This is a genomic window from Treponema denticola (genome assembly GCF_024181405.1).
Lineage (GTDB): Bacteria > Spirochaetota > Spirochaetia > Treponematales > Treponemataceae > Treponema_B > Treponema_B denticola_D.
On the sequence record NZ_CP051302.1, the window covers coordinates 591275 to 604102 of the forward strand.

Genomic DNA, 12828 nt, shown 5'->3' on the forward strand with positions numbered 1-12828 from the left:
AGTACATGTTAAGTGTTTTTTTAGAAATAGTATATGAAAGACAATTGCGTAAAATTAATTTGAAAATCCTTACCGATTTTATTAACTTAATAAAAGAAGAAGCTTTATCAAACGGAGCGGAAATTATACAAGACCAAGGCAGTTTTTATTTTTTATTTAAAAAAAAATCGATTGCTTATGCTTTTTCTACTGCCAGATTTTTATATAATGTAAATAAAATATTAATTTCATATAAAAATAAGATTGCCGAAGTAAGATGTATTACAAATTATTATGAAGAAGAAGTTTTAAATGAGGTTTTATTTGAATCTTTATCCTTGTATAAAAAACAATTAATACCTGAAATGGGTATCTTTGCTTCAAAAGAGGCTTCCGATAAACTTTCAAAATATATTGATTTTAATGAAACGGAGGAGTCCGTTTTATTATGTAACGCATTTAAGTTTTTTGAAAATATTAATTTAACTTCTAATAAAAACATTGAAAAAAATGCTTCGATAATATTGCATCGAAATGATAATTATTTTTGGTCTATATATAATTTTATTTTGGCTAATCCCTTGGATAATGATTGTTTAAAAGCCATGAGTGCTGAAGATAGAGTTTCTTTTTTAGCTACAAAGAATGTTTATATTTATCTAAAAAAACATAGATTTTCTAAAGATATGCCTCAATATTTTGTTGATGCTTTTTTAACAAATACTGCAATATACTTAAAAAATTACATAAAAAAACAAAATGCCGGGACATCGATAAAAGTTTTAATAGATAATCTTGACGATAAAAAAAATTTGGAAGAAGCAGAAAAAATATATGCAGTTAATAAATATATGGAAATAGAGGCTTTAGATTCTTCCTTACCGTCAATATATAATATTCCTGATGATTTATTACAACTGATATATATTATTCTTGTTTCAAGTAAATATTTTTTCTATGATGAGATTAGTGATTTTTTAGTTTCATTGAATAAAAGCAAGGCTTTTTTTGATGATGTTTATGCTTGGATGTATTCAATGGGAATTATTTTAGTCGAGAATAATATATATGCCGTGCCTTATGGCTTACCTGAAATTATTGAAAGACGTATTAATCTTAGCAAAAACATGGTAGATTCAAATATAACCGAATATTTATGGACTAAATATAAAAAAGGAATTTTAAATGCAAATCCTGAGGCCGAAAAAATATTTGATTCCTTAAATTTTAAATGTAAGCCTGATTTTTTACTTGCTTCAATATTTCATAATTATTCTGACTCTTCTATTGAAGGTTTAGATTTAAAAAAATATAAAAACGAAATTTTTTATGACGCATTAAAATATTATCAAAATTCTATTATTGCAAATATAGATGATAGTACAGCAAAATCCTATGCATATTTAAAAACTGCAATCGGTTTTTTTCAAGAAAATAAATTGGAATCGGGAGAGTATAGAGCTTTTTCTTTGCTTGCCTTCTTTAATTTAATGCAAAATAAAATATCCGATGCTATTACTTATTTTTCCTATGCTCTTGATAATGCCGAGCATTCTCATGATACATCCTTTATCTGTGATGCATTATTTAATATTAGTGTCGTTTATTTCTTACAAAATAACTTAAAGCAATCTATAACTTTTTTAGACCGTTTAGCTGCTGCCGTTGATGAATATTTTGAACAGGATTGGAAAATTCCATATCTTTTTATGAAAGGCCGTGTTTATTTGCAAATAGGAGAGTTTAATAAGGCTGCAGACAGTTTTAGGATGGCATCGGATTTTGCTGATTTATATTTTGATAAAATAGAACCATTATGTAAATCTTGGTATGGCCGTTCTTTAATTTATATGGGGCAAATAAAAAACGGTCAAGAGATTTTACTAAAATATATCGATTATACTGATGATGCTTTATTGTTTTTGCTTGAGTCTTTTTTATTCTATCCTGTTTTAAATAATGACTTTGAAAAAATGAATTTGGATATATCTTCTATCTATAGTGCATATAATAATTCCGGCCTAACGGATTTTATAAACTTAAAATCGGGTTTTAGTATTGCTGAAGATCTGATCTGGTCCAATATATATAATATGTCTATTGGGAAAAAGATGTTTGATGCTTTTTATAATTATTATAATTGTAAAATTAACTTTTCAAAGATGTATGATATCGAAGAATGTAAGATTTTTTTATCAAATCTGGAAGCATCGGCTGTTGAATCCCTTTATCAAAATGGTCCTTATTCATCTTTATATATGTATCTGTGTTATGATTTATCCGTTAAGTTATACGGAGAAAGTTCTTCTCAAACTATTGCCTATCTAAGTAAAGCTTTTAAGTCAATGCAAAAAAATGTATTGGCAATAGGTGAAAACGATATACGTGACAAGTATATGCAAAATAATTTATGGAACTCAAAACTTTTTAAGATTGCAAAAAATCAAAAACTTATTTAGCATTGGAATATTTATGAAACGTTTTATATCCGCTTTTTTTTATTGTTTTTTTATTTACACGGCTCTTTTTGGTGATGATGAAAGTATCAAGGCTTATATTTCGGAAATGAGTATGCAAGACAAGGCTTCTCAAGTTCTAATGATGAGTATTGAAGGAAAAAAAACTTTTCCGCCTTATTTAAGCTCTTATTTCGATTCTTATACACCCGGTGCTTTTATTTTATTCGGATATAATTTTTCGAATACTCCTGAAGCTTGTGCTTCTTATATAAAATCGGTTAAGCAGTCTATACAAAATTTGTCTAAATCCCAAACATTTGTACCGCCTTTTTTTGCATCCGACTTTGAAGGCGGGCGTGTTTATCGAATTAGAAAAATAGGATCGCCCCTCCCTTCACCAAGAGAAGTAGCAGAAACATTAACAGAAGAAGAGGCCTTAGCTCTATATACTCATACGGCAGAACAAATACACCTATTGGGTATACATTTAAACTTAGCTCCGATTGTTGAAAAAGAAAAATCCAAAGATGCCGGTTTCTTGGATGATCGTATTTTTTCCGATGATGAAGATGTTATAGTAAAATATGCAGGCGCTTTTATTTCCGGAATGAAAAAGGGCGGGATGCTTTCTACCGTTAAACATTTCCCCGGGAATGCGGAGACCGATCCGCATCTTTCAAAAAGCATTATCGATGTTGATGAAGATATTTTTTATAAGGATTTTATTTCTCCTTTTCGCCGAATTCTTTATGGTACCGATGAGGTTGTCTTAATTTCACATGCTGAAGTTTCTTTTATAGATAAAAAACCTTTTTGTTTTTCAAAAAAGGGAATAGAAAACATTTTGCGTACCGAATTAAAATTTTCAGGTTTAATTATTACTGATGATATGGCGATGAAAGCTCTTAAGGCAGATGGGCGCACGACAGCAGATAATGTGCTTTTAGCTCTTGATGCCGGTTGTGATATGGTTATGTGTTCCGAACCTAAGTTTAAAGAGCTTGTAGAAGCAATTTCAAAAAAAATGAATAGCGAGCCCGATTTTCTTAAAAGAATTGATGATGCGGTATTTAATATTTTAAAAACAAAAATAAAGATGGGCATTATTGATGAATCATTGAAGCCTATAGAAAAATACAAATTTAATAAAGAAAAATTTTATAAGGCGAAAAAAGCTGCGGAAGATATTTTAAAAAAATCAAATGAACCTAAATAATAATTTTTTCGACAAATATATTTTTTAAAATCATTGTGGAACAGGATATCTTATTACCGTCTATTATTATCTCGGCTAAACCGCTTTCTTCATTTTTGTTTTGAATTATAATCCTTGAATTTAATTTTAAATTTATTGTTTTATAATATTCAAATTGAGCATCTGAGCCTGTAAGTCTTGATATCGAATATTCTATTCCGTATTTTACTTTATCTAAACTTGAATCTGTACATGTATATTCCTTTTGATTTTTTCTGGGTATCATTGCTCCATGGGGATCCCTTTTAGGATGTCCTAAATATTTGTCTATTTTATCTATTAAAAGATCCGAGGCTGCATGTTCTAAATTCTCTGCCTCATTGTGAACATTTTTTCCATCCATTTTGAGTGTTTGAAATAAAAAGGTTTCAATTAATCTATGCCTCCTTAAAATATTGAGGCCGTACTTTTTACCTTTTTCGGTTAAGCTGCATCCTATCCGGTTTTGATATTCTATGTATCCTTCTTTTTCAAGTTTCTTTGCCATTGATGTTGCCGTACCGGGAGTAACATGTAATAGTTTTGCAAGTTCACCGGTAGTAATTTTTTCTTTATCACTTTCCGACAAAAATTTGACAATAGCTTTTAAATAATTTTCGGTCGTAATTTGCGAGATTTTCACTCTTCCTCCTAATAATTCATTTCACTTAAATATGTGTTATTGATTTTTCCGCCTCCTGCCTTCCTAATGGAGACAAAAGAAGTAAACCGTTTTCTTTTTTTATATATCCCAGCCGTTTTGCTGCAAGTACTACTGCATGGGCTTTTTTTTCCGTCCAGTTAATATGTTCACATAAATGTTCTTCTCTACACTCACTGATCATATTTTCTTCACCTTGATGGTGCAGAAGATGAACAATGAGCATTTTTACGGCAAAATTTATTTTTAGATTTTTTTGTTCGGCCCTTCGTTTTACCAATCCGTCTTTTGGAGAGAATAGGTAAGCAAGTAAAAAAAAGACGCCTGTCATTGCAGCCATTGAGCCGGATATACTTCCATCTATTTTTACTGCAAGGTAAAAGCCGCTTATCGATGATGCCGAAGCAATAACAATTGAAATTATTATCATATAAAAAAGACTGTTTGTTAATAATAGGGCTGCCGCGGCAGGTGCAATCATCAAGGCTGTAACTAAAACGGCTCCAACCGAATCAAATGCACCCACACAGGTAAGGCTCACTGCAAACATTAGACCGTAATGCATAATTGAAGGTGAAAAGCCCAATGATTTTGCTAAGTTAGGATCAAATGTTGTCAGTTTTAATTCTTTAAAAAATGCTACGATAAAAACAAAATCGAATAAAAGAATACAGATCATTTGAACCAAGCTTTTTGGGAATGAAACCGAAAAAAAACTTATACGGTCAAAGGGTGCAAAGGCTAATTCTCCCAATAAAACCGAATCCGTATCCAAATGAACATTTCCTGCATAGAGTGAAACCAAAATAACTCCAAGGCTGAATAAAAATGGAAAAACAAGCCCTATGGCTGCATCGCTTTTTATAAGTTTTGTCTTTTGCAAGACTTCGGTAAAGATAACCGAGGCCATTCCGGCTATAACGGCTCCTATCAATGGTATGCTTGAAGATAAGGTTTTACTTATAAAAAAGCCTAATACGATTCCTATTATGATAGAATGGCTTATTGCATCACCCATCAAAGACATTCTCCTTAAGACTAGAAATACTCCGCAGAGAGCACATGAGGCAGAGACAATAATTGCAATTAATATTATTTCCATATTCATATAGCTATCTCCTTTTCATATTTGTTTCTTTTCGTAATTTGTTTTTTGTATAAAACTTTTTTATCTTTGATTGAATAATTCCTCTATGAGGACTAAATAAAATGGAAATCAATGTAAAACCTGTTAAAAAACAAACTATTACAGGGCCCGTAGGCATTTTTGAAACCTGAGAAGAAATTGCAGCTCCGCCCATTCCGGATGCTGCTCCAAAAAAAGCAGATAGGAGACACATTATGCTCAGTCTATCCGTCCATTGTCTTGCTGCAGCAGCAGGTGCAAGTATAAGAGCGCTCATTAAAATTACACCTACGGCCTGTATTCCTATAACTATTGTAATTACAATTAAAGCCGTTAAAATTAATTCCGGTATTCTAGGTGAAAAACCTATTGATTGCGAAAATCCCGGATCAAATGTAGATAGTTTTAATTCTTTCCATAAGAGTGCAATGATTATAAGGACAAATGCTTCGACTATAAAAATGATTATCACATCTTGTTGTGTTATTGTTGCCGCTTGCCCGAAGATAAATTTGTCAAGGCCGCTTTTTCCGGCTCCCGGTAATTTTTGAACATAGGTTAAAAGTAAAAAACCTAGGCCTAAAAATACTCCCAAGACAATACCTTGAGCTGCATCTGTGTCTACTTTTGAGTTATGTACGATGTTGTTTATAAAAAATGTTCCTATAAGACCCGTAAGACCTGCACCCAGTAAAAGAGGCAGTGTCATTTTAGAACCTGTAAGTAAAAATGCTATTACAACTCCGGGGAGGGCAGCGTGTGCAACCGCATCTCCAAGCAAACTTTGTTTTCGTAAGACGGCAAAGCTTCCTACCACACCTGAGCCTATGCCTAAAAGCATCGTTCCCAAAAAGACATTTCTCAAAGTATAATCGGCAAAAAAATTTATTATTCCGTTCATTTTTTTTCAGAATTATAGGCTATTCTGCCTCCATAAGTTTTGCGTAAGTTTTCTTCGGTAAAAACTTCTTCAATACTTCCCTCAGCTATTAATCTTACATTCAATAAGAGTACTCGATCAAAGTAATCCTTTACGGTTTGAAGATCGTGATGGACTACCAAAAGAGTCTTCCCATTTTCCTTTAGCTCTTTTAAAAGTTTTACAATAGCCTGTTCGGTAGCTGCATCAACTCCTTGAAATGGCTCATCCATAAAATAAAGATCCGCATTTTGAACGAGTGCCCTTGCCAAAAAAACTCTTTGCTGTTGTCCGCCTGAAAGTTCGCTTATCTGACGTTTTGCAAATTCGAGCATTCCTACCTTTTCCAAGGCTGACATAGCTTCGTTTTTTTCCTTTTGCCCCGGCCTTTTTATCCATCCCAAATTTCCATATGAACCCATTAAAACGACATCAAAGACCGTTGTCGGAAAATCCCAATCTACCGAACTTCTTTGCGGTACGTAGGCTATTCTTTTTCTTTGAGATTTATATGATTTTCCGAATATTTTTATTTCTCCCGATGCTATAGGAAGAATACCCATCATTGCTTTAAGAAGGGTGGATTTTCCGGCTCCATTGGGGCCGACTACAGCCTCCATTGCTCCTTGGGGTACGCATACATCTATGTCCCATAGTACAGGCTTTTCGCGGTAAGCCAAGGTAAGGTCTTCAACACAAAAAGCCGGAATTAAGTTCTCTTTTAAATGTTCTGCACCTGTATTCATAAAATCATCCTTTTAGAATAAATCTTTTATTTTTTTAAGGCATCTATTATCGTGTTTATATTATGGGTGAGCATTCCTATATATGTTCCTTCGAAGCTTCCTTCATCACCCATAGCATCCGAAAAAAGCTCTCCTCCAATTGAAACATCATAGCCTCTGGCTTTTACGGCCTCCTGCAAGGCTTTTACATTTTTTTCGGGAACCGAGCTTTCAACGAAGATGGCCGGAAGTTTTCTTTTTGTAATAAAATCTGCAAGCTCCTGTACGTCCTTTGCTCCTGCTTCGCTTACAGTACTTATGCCTTGCAGCCCCCTGACTTCAAAGCCGTAGGCTTTGCTGAAATAATTGAAGGCATCATGGGCCGTAACTAAAACCCTTTTTTCTTGCGGAATTTCGGAAGCTCTCTTTTTAATAAACTCATCAAGTTCGTTAAGTCTTGCAAGATAGAATTCATAATTTTCTTTAAAGACTTCTTTTTTTTGCGGAGCAAATTCCGCTAAGGTTTTATATACCGATTCCGTTGCATATTTCCATAGCTTTACATCAAACCAAACATGGGGATCGAATTCGGATTCCTCAAAGGGTAATAAATATTCTTTGGGAATGCTTTCGGCAACTGCTACGGTTTTGCGGGTAGAAGATATTTTTTGCAAAACCTCTCCCATCTTTGCTTCAAGATGAAGCCCGCTGTAAAAAATAATATCGGCTTTTTGAAGTTTTTCCATGTCTCCTGCACTTGCCCTGTAAAGGTGGGGATCTACTCCCGCACCCATAAGAGCTTGCACATTAACTTCATCTCCGCCGACAACTTTGGCTATGTCGGCAACCATGCCTATTGTTGCAGTAATTTTTATCTTACCTGAATCCTTGGCTTCATTCGTTGCTTCTGTTTTAGAACATGAGAAAAACACCGAACTTAATATGGTAAGTCCTGTTAAACATAAGATTATTAATTTTTTTGTCATTTCAAATCTCCTATTTTGATATATCAAAATTATGATTATAATATATAAAAAAATAAAGAAAATGTCAAGCTGAATCCCATTGACAAAGCTTTATAAAACAAGCAAAATAAGGTTTATGAGATTTTCTATTTATTCTTCATTTTTTATGAAAAAGTTTTTGTGTATATTTTGCTTTTTTCTTTCCGCCATGTTGTGTTTTGCAGATTTTGCTTTTGACCTTAATCTTCAGCCGTATAAAAATGCGGAATTTTTTGCTGACGGCCTTAAAGTTGAATCTAAACTTATATCTTCCGATAAGACCCTGGGGCATTTGAGTTTTACTTTAAAAGATAGGACAACTTCACTTGTGATAAAAAAAGAAGGTTTCCATACTCATAGTTTGGATTTAGCATCGATAGAAAATAAAAAAGCCTTTGTTGTTCTATCTCCCATAGATTCAAAATACGATGTAGTTAAGGTTTTTCCTACAGGAAAAAAACCTAAGAGCGTTACCTTCGTAAACGATAAAACCGTTGCTGTAGCCCTTCTTGACGGCTCAGGATTTGATTTGATAGATATTGAAACCGGAGAGACAAAGCGAATTTCTCCTCCAAAAGAATATGCCGAAAAATTCGGCTTTGTAGAATCTCTCGTGCTAAAACATAAAAACGAATTATGGGTCAGCCAAATGCCTACGGCCTCAATTCATGTCTTTGATCTTACATCTTTTGAGTATAAAAGAACTATAAACTCTACAGGTACATGGAGCAAGGTAATGGCTTATAATGCCGGTCTTGATAGGGTCTATTTGAGTAATTGGACCTCACAGGATATAAGTGTTATCGATCCTTCTTCTTATAAAGAAGAAAAAAAGATAAAAACTAAGGCTGTTCCGAGAGGTATGGCATTTTCTGAAGACGGAAAATGTATCTACTGTGCACAATTTGAAGATTCGGCCGGTAATTCTCAATGTAAACTTATAAAAAAATCTTTAGCCGATTATAAAACCGTTTACGAGGGCGGGGTAAAGGGGGCAAAGCGGCACATTGTTACCGACTATGAGCGTAAGCTAATCTACGTTTCGGATATGAGAAATGATATTGTTGAAGTTTATTCTACGGATAAGGATGAGCTTGTTGCAAGTATCAAGGTGTTTTTTAATCCGAATACTATTCAGCTGTCACCCGATAAGAATCTTCTCTATGTTTCATGCAGGGGGCCGAATAATCCCGATAAAGGATATTTGTATAAGGGTTATGTCTTCGGCCGTCTCGATATAATCGATACAAAAACATTTACCCGTATTGAAAGCATTGAAGCCGGTAATCAGCCTACAGGCTTGGATGTTTCTCCCGACGGAAAAAAAATAGTTCTATCCGATTTTTTGGATAATAGAATAAGGGTGTACGAACTAAAGTCTTCACTACTTGAATAGGAAGTTTTTTAAGTTTAGAATACGATAATAAGAAGGAGCTGATGTTTAATTTTGATAAAAAAACTGAATATGAAGATTTTCTCGAACTTTTAAAAAAATCGGATTCTTTGAACAGTTTAAATTTATCCGGTTTGGAATTTGAAGGTTTAGACTTTTCAAAAAAATCTTTTACCGGATGTACTTTTTCAAACAGCAAATTTAAAAACTGTAATTGCAGCAACCTACACCTTAGAATGTGTTTTTTTGATTTTTGCGAAATAGACTCTTGTAATTTTCAAAATTCCGATATTCAGTTTTCTTCATTCGGAGGGGCAAAAATTATCTGCACTGATTTTAAAAATTCCGAGCTTCTGCAAAATAATTTTAACGGAATAAGGGCGGAAGATGTTTCCTTTAACGATTCTGATTTATATAGCTCACGTTTTATGTTTTCGTTTTTAAAAAACGTATATTTTCAAAACTGCAATCTTAAAAAGACCTTGTTTCTATATTCGAAAGAAGATGGCGTTTCTTATAAGTCATCCAATACCCGTGAGGCGGTTTTTACGGAAGGAGATGAATTTGTATGAAAGTTTATCTTCATTTTTCGCCGCAATTTTTTGCAAACACCTATCTTATCGGAAATGAAATTACAAAAGAGGCTGTTATAATTGACCCTGCAAAAATTACCGAAAAGATGATACATCAAATTGAAAAAAACGAATTTAATCTTAAAGCCGTTTTATTGACTCACGATCTTGAACATCCCTATGAAACGGGACTCAATACGATTTTAAAAATTTACAGTCCAAAGGTTTATGCCGGAAGCTGCCTTTCTGAAAATGTAACAATAAATACACTGAGAGGAGACGGCTGCATAGATGTAGCCGGTTATTCTGTAAGATATTTTGCAATTCCTGCACACTCGTCATACTCCTACATGTTTCAAATTGAGAATATGGTATTTACCGGAACCTCCTTATCTGCAGGAATGATTGGTCAAACTTCAAATATGTATGCAGAGCGGACACTGCGCAATATTTTAAAAACAAAGCTCATGCGTTTTGAAGATAATCTTATTATCATGCCTTTTTACGGTCCTCCCACTTCCATAGGGGTAGAGCGTAAATTCAATGCTTCGTTTTTTCAAGATTTTGAAAATAAACCTTTTTAAGTATGACGGAAACTTGTCTTTTTTTGCCCGATAATTTAATGACCGTTCTCTATGAGGAACAAAAATTGATTCAAAGTCTTGTGTCTTTTCCTTTTCGTAAGACAATTCCTTTTTTTAAAACAAAGAAAAAATTTGACTATCTTACAATCTATCCGCCGATTTTGTCAGGCTCTCTAATTGTAAGACCTTGTAATTCTCCCGATGCTTTTGAGGTTAACGGAGGTTTTATCTTAGGTGATGCACGTGAAGAGGCAAAAACAGTATTTTTACAACTTGAGAGCTTAAAACAAAAAACAAGTCTTCCTGTTTTTTCAATTTTAAACTGCCGCAGCTGGTACTATGCAGACGTTGAATTTAAAGAAGAAAAAAGCGGTCTATGCACATGGAAAATTAAAAATAAGGTTTGGCAAAAGACCGCAAAAAAATATTAATAAGAGATTTTTACGCCTATGTTAAAGTAGTGATTAAACTCTTTTCCGACGGCTTGTTCTCTCCATTTTTTTAACTGCTTATTGGCCTCATTAAGTACTTGTGCATCAGTGGCTAAACTTGCAGCAGGAATTTTTTCATTGTAAATATGGTTATTCACTCCCGGATTTATATTTGTTTCAAAGGTATAGCCCAGTTTAAACTGCATTAAACCGCCTGATTTTAAAATCGGGAGGTTAATAACTCCTTCCAATCCAAGCTGATTGACATATTGAATTGTCTGCTGGGTTAGGAACGGTGTGGAGTAAAGGAAAGCATGTGTTCTTTCTGAATTTTTATCTACTACAGCTGAATGATTGAAAACCGAGCCATCAGTCGAATAATTTCCTTCTTTAAGATACTCTTTTAATATTACTGGATCATATACGCTTTCCGTAACATTGGCATGGCGGATAAAGGTATTTGATACATTTATTGCAAGACCTTCCAGCGGTGTAAATTGGGCCTTAACCCGTATGCGGTCGGAGTTTGGAGGCAGGTTACTGCCTAAAGGTTCTCCATTATGTGTATAATTTTCATAGTTAGGTTCTTTTCTGTTGTTATTGTGAATGCTGGTATAGCAGTAGGGTGTTACCAAAATATAGTTTATATCTGCAAAGCTGAACCAATGATCTTTAGGCATTGCATAGGAAACTCCGAATTGCCCTGCCATCCTCCATCTCGCATCTTTAAATTTTATAATCTCATTGAAACCTAAATCATCCGCTAAAAGAACTGCATCAATTTTTAACCCATTAATGGGCTTGATTCCTATAGTCAGACCTAGCATACTGGCATCAGCAAAATTGTATATGCTTTGACCTATAAAAAATACTGAAAGTGGAAGAAGATAAATAGGGTCGAACCTGCCTCCGTATGTAATTATATCGACAAGTCCAATAGATATCCATGGAAGGGGTCTGTATGTTATGGAGTGTGCTGCCGTAAATTTCTGAGGAAAATAAGATTCTCCTCTGTCATCTGATGCAGATATAGCCAGTAAAGCTTGATTATATGTAAATTTTTCTTTATTGACGACAAATATAAACTGTCCCGAATGAAAGGCCTGTTCTCCTATCAGAATATTATTTTCATCAAATGGGCCGAAGGATGTTCTAGCCATCCCGGCTGTAAAATAATATTCAGGTGTGCCTATTGCAACTCCTGAATTAAACATAGGTAATAAAGTAAATGAGCCTACTACGCTGTTATCAGGTATTATATCTTTTTTTGAAAATTGAAATGCAGGCAGTCCCTCTTCTTTGGGTAATTTATTTAATAAACTAAAATTAGCATGGGCCGAAGCCGTAAGTAATTTATGTAAGGAAATATTCATATCCAATAATGGAGCAATCGAAATATCTCTTTGTGTTTTAGGAATCGTGATTCCTAATTCAGCCTCACCTCCGTAATGAAATACACTTCCAAATAAATGTTTTTTATATTCTTGAGCTTTTTTTATTTGTTTTTCGGATCCTGTTTCGATAACAATGTTTAAGATTCTTTCTATTTCTTGTAAGGGGTAAGGCCGTAGTGAAGACAAGTCATTGAGTAAACCTATATTTTCCCATATTCTTATGTCTTCATATAAAGGATCAAATATGTCCACTGCAGCCTGAGAAAAAACCGATAATCCAAAAAATATAAATAATATAACAAAAAGTTTATTTTTAATCATAGATATTCCTTATGTATATAGTTAAA

At 33.7% G+C, this 12828-nt stretch carries 12 protein-coding genes; 6 read left to right on the forward strand and 6 right to left on the reverse strand.

Annotated features, from left to right (window positions below; genetic code table 11):
* Window positions 1-5: 5 nt before the first annotated feature.
* Both HGJ18_RS02715 and HGJ18_RS02720 read left to right on the forward strand, forming a co-directional pair.
* A complete protein-coding gene (locus HGJ18_RS02715; RefSeq protein WP_253697554.1) occupies window positions 6-2438 on the forward strand; it encodes a tetratricopeptide repeat protein in 2433 nt (810 codons plus the stop codon).
* Between the two features lie 13 nt (window positions 2439-2451).
* Window positions 2452-3654 (forward strand): glycoside hydrolase family 3 N-terminal domain-containing protein, encoded by a 1203-nt coding sequence (locus HGJ18_RS02720; protein ID WP_253697555.1) that lies wholly within the window; start codon window positions 2452-2454, stop codon window positions 3652-3654.
* Here the strand turns inward: HGJ18_RS02720 and HGJ18_RS02725 are convergent.
* Genes HGJ18_RS02725 through HGJ18_RS02745 form a run of 5 tightly spaced genes read right to left on the reverse strand, consistent with a single transcriptional unit; the run spans window position 3647 to window position 8089 of the window.
* Window positions 3647-4315 (reverse strand): metal-dependent transcriptional regulator, encoded by a 669-nt coding sequence (locus HGJ18_RS02725; RefSeq protein WP_253697556.1) that lies wholly within the window; start codon window positions 4313-4315, stop codon window positions 3647-3649. The two genes, HGJ18_RS02720 and HGJ18_RS02725, sit on opposite strands and share 8 nt — an antisense overlap.
* 25 nt (window positions 4316-4340) lie before the next feature.
* Entirely contained in the window at window positions 4341-5441 is a 1101-nt protein-coding gene (locus HGJ18_RS02730) for a metal ABC transporter permease (RefSeq protein WP_253697557.1), read from the reverse strand.
* A gap of 4 nt (window positions 5442-5445) precedes the next feature.
* The gene (gene troC / locus HGJ18_RS02735; protein WP_253697558.1) at window positions 5446-6360 is read right to left on the reverse strand and encodes a transition metal ABC transporter permease subunit TroC; all 915 of its coding nucleotides are present in this window, start codon (window positions 6358-6360) and stop codon (window positions 5446-5448) included.
* Complete coding sequence (locus HGJ18_RS02740) at window positions 6357-7124, reverse strand: metal ABC transporter ATP-binding protein (protein ID WP_002668485.1); 768 nt, start codon at window positions 7122-7124, stop codon at window positions 6357-6359. The genes troC and HGJ18_RS02740 overlap by 4 nt, the downstream gene beginning before the upstream one ends.
* A 26-nt stretch (window positions 7125-7150) precedes the next feature.
* Window positions 7151-8089 (reverse strand): metal ABC transporter solute-binding protein, Zn/Mn family, encoded by a 939-nt coding sequence (locus HGJ18_RS02745; RefSeq protein WP_253697559.1) that lies wholly within the window; start codon window positions 8087-8089, stop codon window positions 7151-7153.
* A gap of 145 nt (window positions 8090-8234) precedes the next feature.
* Here HGJ18_RS02745 and HGJ18_RS02750 point away from each other — a divergent pair, with 145 nt between their 5' ends.
* From HGJ18_RS02750 to HGJ18_RS02765, 4 genes are read left to right on the forward strand one after another with little or no spacing between them, the layout of a single operon-like run.
* Window positions 8235-9503, forward strand: a complete 1269-nt coding sequence (locus tag HGJ18_RS02750) for a YncE family protein (protein WP_366793569.1) — start codon at window positions 8235-8237, stop codon at window positions 9501-9503.
* A 41-nt stretch (window positions 9504-9544) separates the two neighbouring features.
* Complete coding sequence (locus HGJ18_RS02755) at window positions 9545-10072, forward strand: pentapeptide repeat-containing protein (RefSeq protein WP_253697561.1); 528 nt, start codon at window positions 9545-9547, stop codon at window positions 10070-10072.
* The gene (locus HGJ18_RS02760; RefSeq protein WP_253697562.1) at window positions 10069-10656 is read left to right on the forward strand and encodes an MBL fold metallo-hydrolase; all 588 of its coding nucleotides are present in this window, start codon (window positions 10069-10071) and stop codon (window positions 10654-10656) included. The genes HGJ18_RS02755 and HGJ18_RS02760 overlap by 4 nt, the downstream gene beginning before the upstream one ends.
* Window positions 10657-10658: 2 nt before the next feature.
* Window positions 10659-11087 carry a hypothetical protein gene (locus tag HGJ18_RS02765; protein ID WP_253697563.1) on the forward strand — a complete coding sequence of 143 codons (429 nt, stop codon included), beginning with the start codon at window positions 10659-10661 and terminating at the stop codon, window positions 11085-11087.
* On the opposite strand, the gene HGJ18_RS02770 is transcribed toward HGJ18_RS02765, so the two are convergent.
* The gene (locus tag HGJ18_RS02770) at window positions 11084-12802 is read right to left on the reverse strand and encodes a hypothetical protein (RefSeq protein WP_253697564.1); all 1719 of its coding nucleotides are present in this window, start codon (window positions 12800-12802) and stop codon (window positions 11084-11086) included. The genes HGJ18_RS02765 and HGJ18_RS02770 overlap by 4 nt on opposite strands.
* Between the last annotated feature and the right edge of the window lie 26 nt (window positions 12803-12828).